Origin of the sequence: Streptomyces sp. NPDC051173, from assembly GCF_040689515.1 — a bacterium.
Taxonomy (GTDB): Bacteria; Actinomycetota; Actinomycetes; order Streptomycetales; family Streptomycetaceae; genus Streptomyces.
Genome location: NZ_JBFBBD010000083.1, coordinates 1 through 16348 on the forward strand (window position 1 = coordinate 1; position 16348 = coordinate 16348).

Consider the following 16348-nt stretch of genomic DNA (forward strand, 5'->3'; position numbering starts at 1 on the left):
CCGCCCCTTCCCGAAACCGGGGAGACCCCGGACCCCAGCGCCCTCCGGGCGCGTCCTCAAACGCCGGACGGGCTGGATGGTGCGGACCGTAACCAGCACATCCAGCCCGTCCGCCCCCCACGCGGCGGGGCCGGGGAAACAAACCCCCCGAACAAGTAGCGCCCACCCCACCCCGATGTCACCGTACGTACAGAACCCCTCACCAACAGGAGTCCCCATGCCCCGCATCACCCCCACCCTCTGGTTCGACACCAACGGCAAGGACGCCGCCGACTTCTACGTGTCCGTCTTTCCCAACTCCGGGATCAAGTCCGTGCTGCACTACGGCGAAGCCGCGCCGCGGCCCGCCGGGACCGTGTTGACCGTGGAGTTCTCGCTCGACGGGCAGGACTACCTCGCGCTCAACGGCGGGCCGCAGTTCACCTTCGACGAGGCGATCTCGCTGACGATCGACTGCGCGGACCAGGAGGAGGTCGACTACTACTGGGCCAGGCTCTCGGAGGGCGGCGAGGAAGGGCCGTGCGGGTGGCTGAAGGACAAGTACGGGCTGTCGTGGCAGGTGGTGCCCGCCGAGATGAAGGCGTTGCTCGCCGATCCTGACCCGGGGCGGGCTCGGCGGGCCATGCAGGCGATGATGGGCATGAAGAAGATCGACGTGGCGGAGGTGCGGGCCGCGGCGGACGCGGCCGGATAGCGGCGGGGGCGGCGCGGCGCGGATCGCTCGAACTGGCCTGCGCCGCAAGGCCGGTGGCCTTTCCGCCGGATCGCCGCGCGCTGTACCTTCCGGCTCATGTCCGCCCGCTCGCGTACCGTCGCGCCTCCGGGATGGAGCCGCTGGCTCGTTCCGCCCGCCGCGCTGTCCATTCATCTCGCCATCGGTCAGGCGTACGCCTGGAGCGTCTTCAAACCGCCGCTGGAGTCGTCGCTCGGCCTGTCCGGGACGGCGTCGGCGCTCCCGTTCCAGGTGGCGATCGTCATGCTGGGGCTGTCGGCCGCCTTCGGCGGCACTCTCGTGGAGCGGAACGGCCCGCGCTGGGCGATGGCCGTATCGGCCGGCTGCTTCTCGGCGGGCTTCCTGGTGGCCGCGCTGGGGGCGGCCACGCGGGAGTTCTGGCTGGTGGTGGCCGGGTACGGGCTGGTCGGCGGCATCGGGCTCGGGATCGGCTACATCTCGCCCGTCTCCACGCTCATCAAGTGGTTCCCCGACCGTCCGGGGATGGCCACAGGGATCGCGATCATGGGCTTCGGGGGCGGCGCCCTCATCGCCTCGCCGTGGTCGGCCGAACTGCTGTCCGGCTTCGGCTCGGGCACGGCCGGGATCGCGCGGACGTTTTCGGTCATGGGAGCCGCGTACGCCGTCTTCATGACGCTCGGCGTGCTGCTCGTGCGCGTACCGCCCGAGGGGTGGCGGCCGCCGGACGCCCCCTCCCCCGCCGGGCGCGGCCCCCTCGTCGCCACGGCGCGGGTCTCGGCCCGCAATGCCCTGCGGACGCCGCAGTTCTGGTGTCTGTGGGTCGTGCTCTGCACGAACGTCACGGCGGGCATCGGCATCCTGGAGAAGGCGGCGCCGATGATCACGGACTTCTTCGCGCGCTCCTCGTCACCGGTGGGGGCCTCCGCGGCCGCGGGCTTCGTCGGTCTGCTCTCGCTCGCCAACATGCTCGGCAGGATCGGCTGGTCCTCCGCCTCCGACCGGGTCGGCCGCAAGAACGTCTACCGTCTCTACCTCGGCGCCGGCGCGCTGACGTATCTGGTGCTCGCGCTGGCCGGTGACTCCTCGAAGCCGCTGTTCATCGTGTGCGCGGCGGTCATCCTGTCCTTCTACGGCGGTGGTTTCGCGACCGTCCCCGCCTATCTGAAGGACCTCTTCGGGTCCTTCCAGGTCGGCGCGATCCACGGCCGGCTGCTGACCGCGTGGTCCACCGCGGGCATCCTCGGCCCGCTGATCGTCAACGCCTTCGCCGACGCGGGGAAGGCGGCGGGCCGTACGGGCCCCGGCCTCTACACCGCGTCGTTCACCGTGATGATCGGACTGCTGGTCGTGGGCTTCGCCGCGAACGAGTTCGTGCGGCCCGTCCACGCCCGCCACCACGAGCCGCCCGTCGCGGAGGAGCACACCGGCGCGGCGCCCGAGAAGGACGTGACGCCATGACACCCGCGCGCAAGGCACTGCTCGCCCTCGCCTGGCTGTGGGTGGGGGCGCCCTTCGCCTACGGGGTGTACGAACTGACCCTCAAACTGCGGCAGTTGTTCACCGGTTGAGGCCGGTTCCGTCAGCGCCCCAGGGACCGCTTGAGCTCGGACTTGTTCATCGAGGAGCGGCCGTGGACACCGCGGCGCCGCGCCTCGGCGTAGAGCTGGTCGTAGGTGGGTCCCTGGGCGCCGCTGTGGGAGCGCTGCCCGCCTCGCTCGGACGAGGACATGTCCTGCGTGGAGCTCTTGCTCGCGGTGCGGGACTCCCCGGACCGGGCACGCTCCTTGTTCACGGTGCGGGCCGCGATCTCCTCGGCCCGCTTCGTGCTCTCGCCGCGCTGCTCGGCGCTCTCCTTGATGTGTTCGTACTGGCGCTCACGCTTGGGGCTCGATCCTCGCGGCATCTCTCTCGCTCCTCGGCGGCGCCCGGGCTCCGCGCCCGGCGTCCGAAGGGGGAAGTGGCTTCGTCCGTTCCACACTGGGACAGGGCGGCGGCGGACGCAACCGCGCCCCGACTACTCCTCTCCGGTCCTCTCCGGGGCATGCCGGAGGACGGAAGGGGTACCCGGCGCGCAGGCGAGGGCTACGGGTGACGGGAACGCCATGGCATCGAGTGGAGCGCGGGACGGCGGGCCGGGGGCGCCCGGCCCGCCCGCCGAGCCCGGGGAGCAGCCGCGGCGCGGCCGCCGCGAGACGCCGGAGGAGCGGGCGGACCGGCGCTGGAGCGAGCTGCTCCAGGAGGTGCGGGTCACCCAGACCGGGGTGCAGATCCTCTTCGGCTTCCTGCTGACCGTGGTCTTCACCCCGCGGTTCGCCACGCTGGGCCATACCGACCGCACCATCTACGTCGTCACGGTGGTGCTCGGCGCGGCCACCACCGGGGCGCTGATCGGGCCCGTCTCCTTCCACCGGATCGTCAGCGGCCGGCGGCTGAAGCCGCAGACGGTCGTCTGGGCGTCGCGCCTGACGATGACCGGCGTCGTCCTGCTGCTGGCCACGGTCACCTCGGCCCTGCTGCTCATCCTCCGCATCGCGCTGCACAGCGCGGCCGTGCCGTACGTGGTCGCCGGGGTGGTGGCGTGGCTGGTGCTGTGCTGGTTCGGGCTGCCCGGCTGGGCGCTGCGCCGCTACGGGCACCGGGAGTAGCGAGGCGTTCCCGTCCGCGGGCACCGTGACCGGGGGTTTTCTCGGTGGCCGGATGGTTACCCGGTGGCTGAGAGCCGCCTCCAGGAGGTCACCCCGATGACAGAATACGGCTATTTCCTCTCCAGTGAGGAACACGGGCCGGACGAGTTGGTCGAGCAGGCGCGGATGGCCGAGCAGGCGGGCTTCACCAAGCTGTGGATCTCCGATCACTTCCACCCGTGGAACTCGGCGCAGGGTCAGAGCCCCTTCGTCTGGTCGGTGATCGGCGCGCTGTCCCAGGCCACGTCCTTGCCGGTGCAGACGGCGGTGACCTGTCCGACGATGCGGCTGCACCCTGCGGTGACGGCGCAGGCCGCGGCCACCTGTGCCGTGCAGCTGGGCGGGCGGTTCCGGCTGGGGGTGGGCAGTGGGGAGGCGCTCAACGAGCACATACTGGGCGCCCCTTGGCCCCAGGCGGCCGTCCGGCTGGAAATGCTCCAGGAGGCGGTCCATGTGATGCGGCTCCTGTTCGAGGGCGGGGAGGTCAGCCACCACGGCAAGCACTACACGGTGGAGAACGCCCGGCTGCACACGGTGCCCGACGAGCCCGTGCCCATCGACATATCGGCGTTCGGCCCGGCGGCGACCGAGCTGGCCGGGCGGATCGGGGACGGCTTCATCACCATGACGCCCGACGGCGAGGCGGTGGACCGCTTCCGGCGCAGCGGCGGCGGGGTGAAGCCGGCGCAGGCCGGGCTGAAGGTGTGCTGGGGGCCGGACCGCGACGAGGCGGTCCGTACGGCGCACCGGCTGTGGGCCAACGAGCAGCTCCCGGGCGAGCTGCCGCAACTGCTGCCGACACCCCGCCACTTCGAGCAGGCCAGCGAGCTGGTGACACCGGATCAGGTGGCGGCCGCGGTGGTCTGCGGCGACGGGCTGGACGCGCACGTCGAGGCGGTCACGGCGTACGCGGACGCGGGTTTCGACACGGTCTACGTCAACCAGATCGGCCCCGATCAGCAAGGCTTCTTCGACTTCTACCGCACGAAGGTGCTGCCCCGGCTGCCGGGTCGCGAGGAAGCGGCGTAGCTGCCGCGAGGAAGCGGCGTAACGGCCGGGAGGGCGCGGGCCGCGGCCGGGTCTCACCGCCGCCGAGGGCTGCCCAGCGCCACGCGGGCCCGTGCCACGAGCGCGCGGCCCGCAGGACTGGCCGGGCCGTCGACGCGCCAGGCGAAGGCGAGGCGGCCGCGGAGCGGCGGGCGGTCGATCGTGATGCTGTGCAGTTCGTCCGACCGCGCTTCGGCGAACGCGCCCGGCAGGATCGCGGCGCCGAGGCCGCGGGCGGCGAGCTGGGCGAGGACGCCGGGGTCGCTCGCCTCGAAGGCGATCCGCGGGGTGAAGCCCGCGGCCGCGCAGGCGTCGTCGAGCCGGGTGCGCAGGCCCGTACCCCTGGGGAGGCTGATGAGGTCGCGGCCGCGCAGGGTGTCGAGCGAGATGGTCCGGTGGACGGCGAGTTCGTGGCCGTGGGCGACCGCGGCGACGATCGGCTGGTCGTCGACCACCCGGATGTCGAGCCCGGCGGGGGTGGTGCCGATGCTGATGACGGCCGCGTCGAGGCGGCCCGCCCGCAGATCTTCCATGAGCCGGTCGGAGTTCGCCTCGGTGAGGGTGATCTCCACTGCCGGGTGGTCGTCGTGGAATCCCGCCAGCAGGCCGGGCAGGTCGACGTCGTGCGAGGTGACGGTGCCGACGGCGACGTGTCCGCGGACGAGTCCGGTGAGTTCGTCGACGGCGAGGCGGGCGCCTTCCACGGCGGCCAGTGCGGCCCGGGCGTAGGGCAGGACGGCCTCGCCCGCCTCGGTCAGCCGCACCTCGCGGCCCGAGCGGTCCAACAGCTCCTGGCCGAGCTCCCGTTCGAGCTTGCGGATCTGGGCGCTGACACCCGGCTGGGCCACGTGGGCCTTCTCCGCGGCGCGGGTGAAGTTGCGCTCCTCGGCCACGGCGACGAAGTAGGCGAGCTGTCGGAGTTCCATAACGGCGATTCTATAACTGCTGCTTCTAGTAAGCAGAAAACCCATCTCTTGGACTTCTGATCGTCGCGGCCACAGAGTGGAAGCGAGAGAGAGGAAGTCACCATGACCACGCACCGTGAACCCGCCCGTACCCCCGAGGACCTGGCCCGCCTGTTCGTGGAGCGCGCCAACGCCGGCGACGCCGAGGGGCTGGCCGCGCTCTACGCGCCCGACGCCGTGCTCGCCTTCCCGCCCGGGACCGCGACGGTCGGCAGGGAGGCGATCCGCGCCGTGTGCGAGCGGATGCTCGCCCACGCGCCGCTGTCCTTCGTGGTGGAGGAGCCGCTGCCGACGGTCCGCTACGGCGACCTCGCCCTCACCTCCACCTTCCCGGCGGACGGCACGGGCGGCCGCGTGCAGGTGGCGCGCCGCGAGCCGGACGGCACCTGGCTGCGGATCATCGACCGCCCCGAGATCCCGGCCGGCCGATGACCGTGCTCGTCGCCGGCGCGGGCATCGGCGGCCTCACCACGGCGCTGAGCCTGCACGCGGCGGGCATCGACGCGGTCGTGGTGGAGAGCGCCCGGGAGATCCGGCCGCTCGGCGTCGGCATCAACCTCCTGCCGCACGCCGTACGCGAACTGACCGAACTCGGCCTCGGCGACGGCCTCGCCGGGACCGGGGTGGCGACCGCCGAGATCGTCCACTGCGACCGGTACGGCCAGGAGATCTTCTCCGAGCCGCGCGGTCTCGCGCAGGGCTACCGCTGGCCGCAGTTCTCGGTCCACCGCGGCGAACTCCAGCTGCTGCTCCTGGCCGCGGTCCGCGAACGGCTGGGCGCCGGCGCGGTCCGTACGGGAGTCCGCCTGACGTGCTTCGAGGAGGCGGCCGGCCGCGTACGGGCCGGTCTCCTCGACCGGGCGACGGGCGCCACCGGTGGCATGACCGCCGAGGCACTCGTCGGCGCCGACGGGCTGCACTCGGTGGTACGCGCCCGGCTGCACCCGGGCGGCGGGCCGCTGCTGTGGTCGGGCATCCGCATGTGGCGGGGCACGACGCGGGCCGAGCCGTTCCGCGCCGGACGCTCCATGGCGATCCTGCGCGACGGGGACACCCAGCTCATCGCCTATCCGATCGGCCGGGGCCGGATCAACTGGGTGTGCCAGGTGCGGGAGTCCGCGCCCGCGCCCCTCTCCGAGGAGGCTGGCCGGAACCGTGCCGCCCGCGTGGCGGACGTGCTGCCGCACTACGCGGGCTGGCGGCTCGGCGAGCTGGACGTGCCGGCCCTGCTGGCGGGCGGTGAGGAGGTCCTCACCTGTCCCATGGTCGACCGCGACCCGCTCCCGGCCTGGGGCCGCGGACGCGTGACGCTGCTCGGCGACGCCGCGCACCCGATGTATCCGGTGGGGGCCAACGGCGCCTCCCAGGCGGTCGTCGACGCGCGGGTGCTCGCGTACGAACTCGCGCGGGCCGGCGACGTGACGGAGGGGCTGGCCCGCTACGAGGAGGCCAGGCGGGAGCCGACGTCGGCCGTCGTCCTGGCCAACCGCACAATGAACCGTGCCACCGCCGCGCGGTCCCCGCGCGACCTGGCCCGCATCACGGACACCTACCGGCACACCACCGGGAGCGACGTGGACGCGCTCAACACCCGCGCTTCCCTGACGCCTCGTTAGAAGGAGTTACCCATGGCCACGTTCGTACTCGTTCCCGGCGCCTGGCACGGTGCCTGGTGCTTCGAACCGCTCGCGCGCGAGCTGCGGCGGCACGGGCACGAGGCGTACCCGATCACCCTGACCGGGGTCGGGGGACGGAAGCACCTCCTCACGTCCTCGGTCAATCTCGACACGCACATCGACGACGTGGTGAACCTGCTGGTGGACGAGGACATCACCGACGCGGTGCTGGTCGGGCACAGCTACGGCGGCATGGTGACGACGGGTGCCGCCGACCGGACGCCCGAGCGCGTCAGGGGCCTCGTCTACGTCGACGCCTTCGTCCCCGCCGACGGCGACTCCTGCTGGACGCTGGCCAACGCCCCCGTCCGGGACTGGTACCTGCGGGGTGTGGGGGCCCTGGGGTACGCGACCGCGCCCCTGCCCTTCCTCGACCCCCGCGCGACCCCGCACCCGCTGGCGTCACTGCTCCAGTCGATCCGCCTGCGCGGTGGTCCCGACCAGGTCCGGCGCAGGCACTACGTGTACGCGGAGCGGTGGGAGGCGGAGACGCCGTTCCGGCCCACGTACGAGCGGTTGCAGGGCGATCCGGCGTGGCACGTGCACGCGGTGGCGTCCACCCACAACGTCATGCAGGGCGCGCCGGACGAGCTGCTGAAGGTGGCGCTGGAGGCGGCCGGCACCGACTGAGGCCGACTACCCCGGGGGCGTTCGCTCGTTGAGGCTGGTGCCATGCGAACTCCCCGCCGCGCGGCCCGGCTGCGCTCCCCCGCCGTGCTGGTCTGCGCTCTCGTCGCCACCTGCGCCTTCCTGCCGCCCGCAGTGGGCCCGCCGGAGGTCACCCGGGTGCGGGCGGACGCGGCACTCGACGGGGCGTTCGCCGGATATGCCGACCGGGACCGTTCGCCCGGGCACTGGACCGGCGGCGACAGCACGTATTCCGTGCCCGCGCCCAAGGGCGAACTGTGGGTCTTCTCCGACACCTTCCTCGGCACCGTACGCCCCGACGGCTCGCGCTCCCCCGTCACCGGCCGCGGCTCCACACCCTTCGTGCACAACAGCTTCGTCCTCTGGAACGCCACCGGCCCGCACACCGTCACCGGGCGGGACGCCGGCGGCGGGCCCACGTCCGTCGTGTCCGGCTCGGGCCCCGACGACTGGTACTGGTCGCGGGCCGGGATCCCCGGCCCCGGCGGTGTCCAGGTCGTCTACGCCCGCTACGCGCGCACCGGTCCCGGCCCCCTGGACGTGGCCTGGCGGGGCAACGCGCTGGGCCGGTTCGGCCCCGGCGGCGGACCCGGGCCCCGGTCGCTGACGCCGCTGCCGTCGTCGGCCGGTGTCTCGTGGGGCGCGTGGCTGTCCCGGGAGGGCGGGCACACCTACGTCTACGGCACCGAGAAGGCCCCCTCCGGCCCCGGCAACCACCTCCACCTGGCCCGCATCACCGGCTCCGACCTGCGCGGGCCCTGGCAGTTCTTCACCGGCCGCGGCACCTGGTCCTCCGACGAGCACCGCTCCGCCCGGCTGTCCGGGCCCGACGGTGCCGCGCTGCGCACCTCGGACGAGCTGAGCGTCGTACGGCACGGCGCCTGGTACGCCCTGTGCACCCAGCGCGCGGACCTCCCGTTCAGCGCGGAGGTGCAGTTCGCCTGGTCACGCACGCCCAGCGGGCCGTTCACCCGGCCCCGTACGGTGTTCACCGCCCCGGAGACCGGGCCGGGCGGCACCTACCGCAACCGGAACGTCTTCGCCTACAACCCCCACGAGCACCCGGAGCTCGAACGCCGCGACGAGCTCGTCGTCTCCTACAACGTCAACAGCCTCGTCCCGGACGACGTCATCCACCGCGCGGACATCTACCGGCCCCGCTTCCTGCGCATGGCCCTCGGTCACACCCGGCCGGAGCCGCCCGCGCCCTGACGGGCGGGCTCCCGCGGCTCCTCGGTCGTCGGGAGCAGCAGGGCGTGCGCGGAGCGGTGGTGCTCGGCGGCGCCGACGGGATCGCCGAGGCCGTGCCTGATGTCCGCGGCCGTGGTGAAGCGGGCGATCGCGTCCTCGTGCCGGTCCAGGGCGCCGGTGCGCTCCGCGCCGAGGCCGAGGCTCCGGGCGAAGTCGCGCAGGAGGCCGTGGTAGCGGTAGCGCCCGGGGGCGGGGGTCTCCAGCATGGAGGCGTCCGCGAGCGACTCGGCGAGATCCTCCGCCGCGTCGCGGGGCAGGTCGAGCAGGGAGGCGACGGCGTCGAGCGGCAGCTCGGGGGCGTCCGGGACGGCGAGCAGCCGGAAGGCGCGCGCCTGCGCCGGCGTCAACTGGTCGTAGCCGAACCGGAAGGTGCTCTCCACCGCGAGGTCGCCGGTGCGCAGGAAGGCGAGGCGGCCCCGGCCGTCGGCGAACCGGGGGAGGATTCCGGTGAGGGTCCAGAACGGGCGGTGGGCGAGCCGGGCGGCGGTGATCCGGACGGCCAGGGGCAGGTGGCCGCAGGCGGCCAGCAGTTCCCGCGCGGCACTCTCGTCGGCGTGCACGCGGTCCTCGCCGACGATGCCGGTGAACAGTTGGAGGGCCTCGTCGGGGCTGAGCGCGCCCAGTTCGGCGGTGTAGGCCGTGGTCAGGGAGGTGAGCCGGGCGCGGCTGGTGACCAGGACGGCGCAGCCGGGCCCGCCCGGCAGCAGGGGCCGCACCTGCCGGGCGTCCCGCGCGTTGTCGAGGACGAGGAGGACGCGGCGTCCGGCGAGCACGGAGCGCAGGAGGACGGACCGCTCGGTGAGCCCGGCGGGCAGCGCGTCCCGGGGGATGCCGAACGCCCCGAGGAAGGAGCCGAGGATCTCCTCGGGCGGCGCGGGCCTGCCGTCCTCGCCGTGCAGGTCGGCGTAGAGCTGGCCGTCGGGGAAGTGCGGGGCCAGGGAGTGGGCGAGGTGGACGGCGAGTTCGGTCTTGCCGACGCCGCCGAGGCCGCAGATGACGGCGACGGGCGTCCCGGGGGCGAGCAGGGCCTGGCGCAGCGCGGCCTTCTCGGCCTGCCGCCCGCTGAAGTCGGCGGATTTCGCGGGGAGTTGCCTGGGGGCGGGCAGAGGCGTGGGCGGTGGCGTGAAAGGTTCCGGCTCGGGCGAGGGGGTGGCGGACGATGCGGCCACAGGGTCCTCGGACGCGTTCGTGAGGGGGCGGAGGGGGCCGGTGGAGAGCGCGAGGTCGGGGTCCGCGGCGAGGATCCGGCCGTGCAGTTCCCGCAGCTCCGGGCCGGGTTCGACGCCGAGCTCGGAGATCAGGGTGCGGCGCGCGGCGGCGTAGGCGTCCAGGGCCTCGGCCTGGCGTCCGGCGCGGTAGAGGGCGAGCATCCGCAGGTGGGAGACGCGCTCGCGCATCGGGTGCGCGTCGGCCAGCTCGGTGAGCTCCCCGGTGATCCGGTCGTGGCGGCCGAGCTCCAGCTCGGTCTCCAGGCGGGCTTCGAGGAGTTCGAGGCGGCGCTCGGCCCAACGGACGCGCTGCCGTTCGGCGTACGGGCCGGGGAGTCCGGGCAGCGCCTCGCCGTGCCACAGCGAGAGGGCCTGCCGCAAGGCCGCGAGGGCCGCTTCCGCCCGGCCGGCGGAGCGGTGGCGGGCCGCCTCGGCCGCCAGGCGTTCGCATTCCGCTGCGTCGACGGATCCGGGGGCGGTGTCGATGCGGTAGCCGCCCGCGTCGGGGCCGATCGTGCCGTAGCCCAGGACCCTGCGCAGCCGGTAGACGTAGGTGCGCACGGTGCCCAGGGCGGCGAGGGGCGGCCGTTCGCCCCAGAGGGCGTCGACGAGTTCCTCCGCCGGGACGGTGGTGCCGGCGCGCAGGAGCAGTACCGCGAGGACGCAGCGCTGCTGGCGCGCGCCCAACGGCAGCTCCGTGATGCCCCGCCAGGCCCGTACCGGCCCGAGGACGGTGAACCGCAACGGATCCGCGGGTTCTTCCCCACCCATGCCCAAAGCCTCTGTTCGTTCCGAGAAATCCCTGGTCACAGGGTAAACGCGCGCGGTACGTGCCCCGGCGGACGGCAAAGCCGCAAGGACGGTAGAGCCGCGGGGACGACGAAGCCGCGGGACCGGGCGCGGTCCCGCGGCTTCGGGTGGGGTGCCGCGTCAGGAGGCCGGGATCGGCCCTTCCAGCTGTTCGCTGATCCACTGGATGGGCCCCTGGCCCATGCTCGGGACGTAGGTGTAGGCGTCGTGCTTGCCACCCTCGATCACCTTCACGTCGGTGTGGACCGGGCCCTTGCCGTAGGTGGCGACGAACTTCTTGACCCCGTTGATCGTGATGGGGTCCTCCCGTGTGCCGTACTGGAACGCGATGTAGACGTCCGGGCCGCCCTTGGCGATCAGGTCCTTGGCCAGCAGCTCGGGGTTGTTCTCGTCCATCTCCTTCTTGTGGCCCTTCCACAGCGGGGAGTCCGGGACGATGTCCGGGCCGGAGGCGATGGCCGCCTTGAAGCGGTCGGGGTGCTTCAGGACGGCCTTCATGCCCGCGAAGCCGCCGGAGGAGGAGCCCATGAAGGCCCAGCCGTCACGCGCCTTGATGGTCCGGAAGTTCCGCTTCATCAGGTCCGGGACGTCGTCGGTGAGCCAGGTGCCCATCTTGGGCTGGTTGGGGATGTCGCTGCCGTCCCAGTACGTCCCGTTGTTCTTCGGGTTCAGCACCGGCATGGCCAGCAGGAAGGGCTTGCTCTTGCCCTCGGCGTACCACTTGGAGATGGACGACTGGAGCTTGAGGTTGGTGCCCATCCAGTAGTTGTCCGGGAAGCCGGGGCCGCCGGGCAGGGCGATGAGGACGGGGAAGCCGCTGTTCGCGAACTTGGGGTCCCCGTACTCCTTCGGGGCCCAGACCCAGACCTTGCCCGTGAAACCGGACTTCTTGCCCTCCAGCGTGGTCACGGCGATGTGCGTGCCGTCGCCCAGGGTGTTGACGTTCTTGAACTCGGCCTCGGGTCCGGTCGGCATCAGGACCTTGGAGTCGGCGACGGGCTGCGCGCCGTTGTTCCCGCCGGCCTGCCCGCCGTTGCCCGCGGGCGCCTGCTGGCCGAAGCTGACCTTCTCACCCTTGTCGGAGAACGGGCCGATCTTGAGATAGTTCAGGACACCCCCGGTGATCAGTCCGAGTACGGCTATGGACGCCACAACGATGGTCCATCGTTTGGCGCGGGATGCACGGCGGTGGCCCCGGGACTGGTACGCCCCGGAAGGTGAGTGCGTCATCGCGTCGCTCCGGATGATGCTGCTGCCCCGAAGGACATGACGGTCTGTTCCGTCCTACTGGAGCACGTGACCCCGTCACAGGTTCCCACCGGGGGTCGTGACCTTGGTCATCATGCGTGCGGGCCGGGGCGCGAGGGCCACGGTCGGCCGCAGGAGCCCACGGGGAGTCAGGCGCGCCACTCCGCGGTGCGCTCCGGCGTCGCCTCCGCCAGCAGCTTACGCACCGTCTCCGCGCCGGCCGCCACCCCGTAGACCGGCTTCCCCGGCTGCTGGCGCCAGGAGTCGTCGAGGCCGCCCGTGTCGACCGTGTCGAAGCCGATGCCGTCGACGAGTTCACGGACGACCCGCTTGGCCTCCGGGTCGTCGCCGGCCACGGGGAGGGCGACCCGGCCGGGGTCGCCCTGGGGGCGCGGGCGGTCGAGCAGGTCGTGGGCGTACGTACCGTTGAACACCTTGACGACGGGCCGCCCGAGGTGCCGCTCGGTCCAGCGGCTCTCCAGCAGCCCGTCCTCGATCTCGGCGATCCGGCCGTCGCGCTGCTGGGGGTAGTAGTTGCCGGTGTCGATGACGATCAGGTCGTCCGGCGCGTCGGCGAACAGCCCGGCGGGCAGGCCGGGGACGTTCCTGAACGGGACGGTGACGATGACGACGCGGGCGCCGCGCGGGGCCTGCTCGACGGTGACGGGCGTGGCGCCGGTCTCCTCCGCCAGGGCGGTGAGGGTCGCGGGACCACGGGAGTTCGCGATCGCCACGTCGTGGCCGGCGGCGGTGAGCAGACGCGCGAGATTGCCGCCGATGTTGCCCGCTCCGATGATGCCGATCTTCATGTGACGCACCTTCCGTGTCGCGCTACGGGTCGGCCGGCGGATGTCGCGGGGCTCCGGCCGTCAGGGGGGTAACACGGGAAGCGCGTCAGCTGTTTCCGCTCCTGGGCGGGAAGAAGCGCCTTGACCTCAACCTTGGTCGAGTTTCTACGGTGACCGCATCGCACCGCGGGCAGAGCGGATCGATTTCGAGGCGGTCTACGACGACTTGTTCGCACGCGGCTGGCTGAAGGAGGAGGCGGGCCGGCTGTCGCTCACCGCCGAGGGCGAGGCGGGGCTCCGCCGCGCGGCGGAGCGGAACGGGCGGGCGCATGAACAGATGCGCGCGGGGGTGGGCGAGCGGGAGTACGCGGCCGCGGTCGACGTACTGCGCCGGGTGGTCGCCAACCTCGGGGGCGACAGCGACCTGCCGTAGCTTGGGCCGTGCCCGGCGGACGTGGGCGATCGATGCGGGCAGGGGGCGGTAGTGAGCGGTACGAGCAGGTCAGGCATAGTCGCCGAGGCACCGGCGGGGCGGCTGTGGCCGCGCGGCCTGGTGGACTTCCGGGGCACGGACGGCGCTCCGGCCCTGCTGTCCTATCCGCCCGGCGCCGTGGTCGTCGTCTCGGGCCTGCCCGGCAGCGGCAAGAGCACCCTGCTGCGCCGCTGGGGCGAGGCGGTCACCGCGGTGGACCCGCGCGACGTCCACGAGGCGTGCGAGGCGGTGATGCCCGCGCGTCTGCCGTACGCGGTCTACCGGCCGTGGGCGCGGCTGGAGCACGTCCGGTGGCTGCGCGCGGCCGTGCGCGCGGGTGGCCCGGTGCTGGTGCACGACTGCGGCAGCCGCCCGTGGCTGCGGCGGTGGCTCGCCCGGACGGCGGGGCGGCAGGGGCGCGAGCTGCACCTGGTGCTGCTGGATGTCGGCGCGGCCGAGGCCCTGGCGGGTCAGGACGCCCGGGGCCGGCGGGCCCCGGGCCGGGTCTTCGCCCGGCACGACCGGCGGCTCGCCGTGCTCCTGCGGGCGCTCTCCGGCCCCGGAGGGGCGAGCGCCGTCCCGGAGGCGGCCTCGGTCGTCCTGCTCGACCGGGCCTCGCGGCAGCGGGTGGCGGCGGTGGAGTTCGTCGCGGAGGGCGCGGGCGTCCCCGGCCCGCGGGCGGCTCCCGCTCCCGCACGCCGGGAGGGCGCGTAAGACCTCGGGAGGGCGCGTAAGACTTTCGTCATCGCCGTCGCGGATCGCACGCGCCACCGCGGCCCGTTGGAACCACTGACAGCACATGGCTTTCAGGAGGACGAGATGGGACGCGTACGACGGATGCTCGGCAGGCCGGTCGTGGTGGGGCTGCTGGTGGCCGGGCTGGTGGCGGTCGGCGCGGGGGTGGTCTGGTTCCAGCCGTGGAAGCTATGGGTGGACACCACGGTGCGGGAGACCGTGCCCGCGGTGGCGGACGCGCCGGGGCGCGGCCCCAGGACCCTGGCCGTCGGCGAGCTGATCAGCCATGAGCACAGCACGAGCGGTACGGTGCGGATCCTCGAACTGCCCGACGGCACACGCACCTTGCGGCTGGAGGACCTCGACACCAGCAACGGCCCGGACCTGCGCGTCCTGATCACCGACGCCCCGGTGAAGGAGGGCCGGGCCGGCTGGTACGTCTTCGACGACGGCGCCCACCGGAGCCTCGGCTCCCTCAAGGGCAACAAGGGCGACCAGAACTACACCCTGCCCGCCGGCCTGGACCTCGGCCGGTTCACGAGCGTCAGCATCTGGTGCGACCGCTTCGACGTCTCCTTCGGCGCGGCCGCGCTCACCCGCGTCTGACGCGGGGCCCGGCCGCGCCGTCCGCCGGTCAGGAGCCTCCCACCTGCGTGGTGGCGGCGACCGGGGCGGTGCCCGATATCGAGCAGGCGACGGTGACGCCGAAGACGTGCACGGTGGCAGCGCCGGGCGAGAAGGTGGCGGCGCCCGCGTTGTCGAGCCGCGCCGACGCCTTGCCGCCGGTCACCGTGACCGGGGTGCCGCTCGGGACGGTGTCGGAGTTGGTGAAGCCGGTGGCGGTGACGCTGCCCGTCGCCGCGCCGCCGAGGTCGAGGTTCAGCTCACCGCTCACGCTCCCGGCCGGGATGTCGACGGGCGCGGTGAGCGTCGTGATCACATCGACGGTGAGGTCCGCGGTGCCGCCCTGCTCGACACTGGCCGGAGCCGTCACGGCGATGTTCAGGGACTGCACGCCACTGGGGGCGCCGGGTCCGGTGCAGGTGTACTGGACGGCCACGGTGTCGGCCAGGGCCGGCGGCGCGGCGAGCCCGACACCGACGCCCGCGAGGACGGCGGCCATGGCCACGCCGGCGATCGCGCGGGGGCGGCTGGGGGGTCTCTTCGTCGTACGCATCGTGTGCTTCCTTCCTGCCCGGGGTGGGGTGGCCGGGCGGACACGAAAAGCGGAGTGACGTGTACGCGTCATGAGTCCCACGGGGCGGCGGAGAAGTCAACAGCGGAACACAAAACCAACCAGCTGGTTTTTATTCCCGCATTCGGGCACGCGACGGGCCGGCCGTGGGCATGGGAAAGGCCGGGCCGCCCCCTCCCGCGGCCCGGCCGAGTCCGGCGGATCAGCCCTGGAGGGCCTGCCCGTCACCCTCCGCGGCCGCGCGCGCCCGCTCCTTGTGCGCCTCCCAGATCCGGCCGCCGCGGTCCGGCGCGGTGTCCAGCCGGCCCAGGACGCCGGGCACGGCGATGCCCGGCAGGAAGCAGTCGTAGAGCATCGCGATGCGGTCCTCCAGCGTCTCACCGTCGTCGACCGCCGCCGTGGCGACGATCTCCACACCGGTCCACGCGCTCACGAAGAGCACCGAGATCTGCCGCGGGTCGACGTGCGGCAGCAGCTCGCCCTGCTCCTTCGCCGCGGTCAGCATCTCCGCGAGATAGTCGATCCACCCCGCCCACGACGTACCGAACAGCTCCCGCGCCCTGCGGTCCGCGGACAGCCGGATCGGGGCGCTGAGCAACGGCTCCCTCGGCAGCCGGTGGGCGAGCACCATGCCCACGTCCACCCACTCCTGGACCTTGGACTCCTGCGGTATGACGCCTTCGGTGGTGATCGCCGCTTCGAGGACCCCGCGCGCCAGCTCCTCCTTGGACGCGAAGTGGAAATACAGCGCGCCCTTGGTCACCCCCGCCCGCGAGAGGATCTCGGCGATCGTCGCGGACTCGTACCCGAACTCGTCGAAGACGGCGCCGGCCGCTTCCAGGATCGTGCGGCGAGTCTGGATCGCCCGCGCCTGTTTCGCCACGAGGGCACCTCCCGTATCGCCACAAAAATAAAACCGGCCAGTTC

Annotated in this window: 18 protein-coding genes; 11 read left to right on the top strand and 7 right to left on the bottom strand. The window is 73.2% G+C overall.

Features of this window, described 5'->3' with window-relative positions:
- Nucleotides 1-217: 217 nt before the first annotated feature.
- A complete protein-coding gene (locus AB0435_RS29260; RefSeq protein WP_366428347.1) occupies nt 218-694 on the top strand; it encodes a VOC family protein in 477 nt (158 codons plus the stop codon).
- Nucleotides 695-790: 96 nt separating this feature from the next.
- Complete coding sequence (locus tag AB0435_RS29265) at nt 791-2152, top strand: OFA family MFS transporter (protein WP_366428348.1); 1362 nt, start codon at nt 791-793, stop codon at nt 2150-2152.
- Between the two features lie 121 nt (nt 2153-2273).
- Here AB0435_RS29265 and AB0435_RS29270 read toward each other — a convergent pair whose 3' ends face one another.
- Nucleotides 2274-2597, bottom strand: a complete 324-nt coding sequence (locus AB0435_RS29270; protein WP_366428349.1) for a plasmid stabilization protein — start codon at nt 2595-2597, stop codon at nt 2274-2276.
- A gap of 199 nt (nt 2598-2796) precedes the next feature.
- Between AB0435_RS29270 and AB0435_RS29275 the strand changes: the two genes are divergently transcribed.
- A complete protein-coding gene (locus tag AB0435_RS29275) occupies nt 2797-3339 on the top strand; it encodes a DUF6328 family protein (RefSeq protein ID WP_366428350.1) in 543 nt (180 codons plus the stop codon).
- A 96-nt stretch (nt 3340-3435) separates the two neighbouring features.
- Entirely contained in the window at nt 3436-4407 is a 972-nt protein-coding gene (locus AB0435_RS29280) for an LLM class F420-dependent oxidoreductase (protein ID WP_366007034.1), read from the top strand.
- A gap of 53 nt (nt 4408-4460) precedes the next feature.
- Here the strand turns inward: AB0435_RS29280 and AB0435_RS29285 are convergent, their stop codons facing one another.
- The gene (locus AB0435_RS29285; RefSeq protein WP_366007009.1) at nt 4461-5351 is read right to left on the bottom strand and encodes a LysR substrate-binding domain-containing protein; all 891 of its coding nucleotides are present in this window, start codon (nt 5349-5351) and stop codon (nt 4461-4463) included.
- A gap of 102 nt (nt 5352-5453) precedes the next feature.
- On the opposite strand from AB0435_RS29285, the gene AB0435_RS29290 reads away from it, so the two are divergent.
- Genes AB0435_RS29290 through AB0435_RS29305 form a run of 4 tightly spaced genes read left to right on the top strand, consistent with a single transcriptional unit; the run spans nt 5454 to nt 8926 of the window.
- Nucleotides 5454-5822 carry a nuclear transport factor 2 family protein gene (locus AB0435_RS29290; RefSeq protein WP_366428351.1) on the top strand — a complete coding sequence of 123 codons (369 nt, stop codon included), beginning with the start codon at nt 5454-5456 and terminating at the stop codon, nt 5820-5822.
- Nucleotides 5819-7006 carry a flavin-dependent oxidoreductase gene (locus AB0435_RS29295; RefSeq protein ID WP_366007011.1) on the top strand — a complete coding sequence of 396 codons (1188 nt, stop codon included), beginning with the start codon at nt 5819-5821 and terminating at the stop codon, nt 7004-7006. Before AB0435_RS29290 ends, AB0435_RS29295 begins: the two co-directional genes overlap by 4 nt.
- 12 nt (nt 7007-7018) lie before the next feature.
- Nucleotides 7019-7696, top strand: coding sequence for an alpha/beta hydrolase (locus tag AB0435_RS29300; protein ID WP_366428352.1), 678 nt, complete (start codon nt 7019-7021; stop codon nt 7694-7696).
- Between the two features lie 42 nt (nt 7697-7738).
- The gene (locus AB0435_RS29305; protein ID WP_366428353.1) at nt 7739-8926 is read left to right on the top strand and encodes a hypothetical protein; all 1188 of its coding nucleotides are present in this window, start codon (nt 7739-7741) and stop codon (nt 8924-8926) included.
- On the opposite strand, the gene AB0435_RS29310 is transcribed toward AB0435_RS29305, so the two are convergent.
- The 3 genes from AB0435_RS29310 to AB0435_RS29320 form a co-directional block, all read right to left on the bottom strand.
- Nucleotides 8896-10944 (bottom strand): BTAD domain-containing putative transcriptional regulator, encoded by a 2049-nt coding sequence (locus AB0435_RS29310; protein ID WP_366428354.1) that lies wholly within the window; start codon nt 10942-10944, stop codon nt 8896-8898. The genes AB0435_RS29305 and AB0435_RS29310 overlap by 31 nt on opposite strands.
- A gap of 159 nt (nt 10945-11103) precedes the next feature.
- Complete coding sequence (locus AB0435_RS29315) at nt 11104-12126, bottom strand: alpha/beta hydrolase-fold protein (RefSeq protein WP_366007035.1); 1023 nt, start codon at nt 12124-12126, stop codon at nt 11104-11106.
- Nucleotides 12127-12380: 254 nt separating this feature from the next.
- Complete coding sequence (locus tag AB0435_RS29320; protein WP_366007036.1) at nt 12381-13082, bottom strand: NAD(P)-binding domain-containing protein; 702 nt, start codon at nt 13080-13082, stop codon at nt 12381-12383.
- Nucleotides 13083-13245: 163 nt separating this feature from the next.
- Here AB0435_RS29320 and AB0435_RS29325 point away from each other — a divergent pair, with 163 nt between their 5' ends.
- From AB0435_RS29325 to AB0435_RS29335, 3 genes are all read left to right on the top strand, one after another.
- On the top strand, nt 13246-13452 hold the full coding sequence (locus AB0435_RS29325) for a hypothetical protein (RefSeq protein WP_366007015.1): 207 nt from the start codon (nt 13246-13248) through the stop codon (nt 13450-13452).
- 51 nt (nt 13453-13503) lie between these two features.
- Nucleotides 13504-14205 (top strand): AAA family ATPase, encoded by a 702-nt coding sequence (locus AB0435_RS29330; protein ID WP_366007016.1) that lies wholly within the window; start codon nt 13504-13506, stop codon nt 14203-14205.
- 105 nt (nt 14206-14310) lie between these two features.
- Nucleotides 14311-14832 (top strand): DM13 domain-containing protein, encoded by a 522-nt coding sequence (locus tag AB0435_RS29335; RefSeq protein WP_366007017.1) that lies wholly within the window; start codon nt 14311-14313, stop codon nt 14830-14832.
- Between the two features lie 28 nt (nt 14833-14860).
- Here the strand turns inward: AB0435_RS29335 and AB0435_RS29340 are convergent, their stop codons facing one another.
- Complete coding sequence (locus tag AB0435_RS29340) at nt 14861-15403, bottom strand: hypothetical protein (protein ID WP_366007018.1); 543 nt, start codon at nt 15401-15403, stop codon at nt 14861-14863.
- A gap of 220 nt (nt 15404-15623) precedes the next feature.
- Nucleotides 15624-16304, bottom strand: a complete 681-nt coding sequence (locus AB0435_RS29345; RefSeq protein WP_366428355.1) for a ScbR family autoregulator-binding transcription factor — start codon at nt 16302-16304, stop codon at nt 15624-15626.
- Between the last annotated feature and the right edge of the window lie 44 nt (nt 16305-16348).

Coding starts and splice junctions, on each gene's coding strand:
- AB0435_RS29260 (WP_366428347.1), top strand. CDS start 218: ATGCCCCGCATCACCCCCACCCTCTGGTTCGACACCAACGGCAAGGAC.
- AB0435_RS29265 (WP_366428348.1), top strand. CDS start 791: ATGTCCGCCCGCTCGCGTACCGTCGCGCCTCCGGGATGGAGCCGCTGG.
- AB0435_RS29270 (WP_366428349.1), bottom strand. CDS start 2,597: ATGCCGCGAGGATCGAGCCCCAAGCGTGAGCGCCAGTACGAACACATC.
- AB0435_RS29275 (WP_366428350.1), top strand. CDS start 2,797: ATGGCATCGAGTGGAGCGCGGGACGGCGGGCCGGGGGCGCCCGGCCCG.
- AB0435_RS29280 (WP_366007034.1), top strand. CDS start 3,436: ATGACAGAATACGGCTATTTCCTCTCCAGTGAGGAACACGGGCCGGAC.
- AB0435_RS29285 (WP_366007009.1), bottom strand. CDS start 5,351: ATGGAACTCCGACAGCTCGCCTACTTCGTCGCCGTGGCCGAGGAGCGC.
- AB0435_RS29290 (WP_366428351.1), top strand. CDS start 5,454: ATGACCACGCACCGTGAACCCGCCCGTACCCCCGAGGACCTGGCCCGC.
- AB0435_RS29295 (WP_366007011.1), top strand. CDS start 5,819: ATGACCGTGCTCGTCGCCGGCGCGGGCATCGGCGGCCTCACCACGGCG.
- AB0435_RS29300 (WP_366428352.1), top strand. CDS start 7,019: ATGGCCACGTTCGTACTCGTTCCCGGCGCCTGGCACGGTGCCTGGTGC.
- AB0435_RS29305 (WP_366428353.1), top strand. CDS start 7,739: ATGCGAACTCCCCGCCGCGCGGCCCGGCTGCGCTCCCCCGCCGTGCTG.
- AB0435_RS29310 (WP_366428354.1), bottom strand. CDS start 10,944: ATGGGTGGGGAAGAACCCGCGGATCCGTTGCGGTTCACCGTCCTCGGG.
- AB0435_RS29335 (WP_366007017.1), top strand. CDS start 14,311: ATGGGACGCGTACGACGGATGCTCGGCAGGCCGGTCGTGGTGGGGCTG.
- AB0435_RS29340 (WP_366007018.1), bottom strand. CDS start 15,403: ATGCGTACGACGAAGAGACCCCCCAGCCGCCCCCGCGCGATCGCCGGC.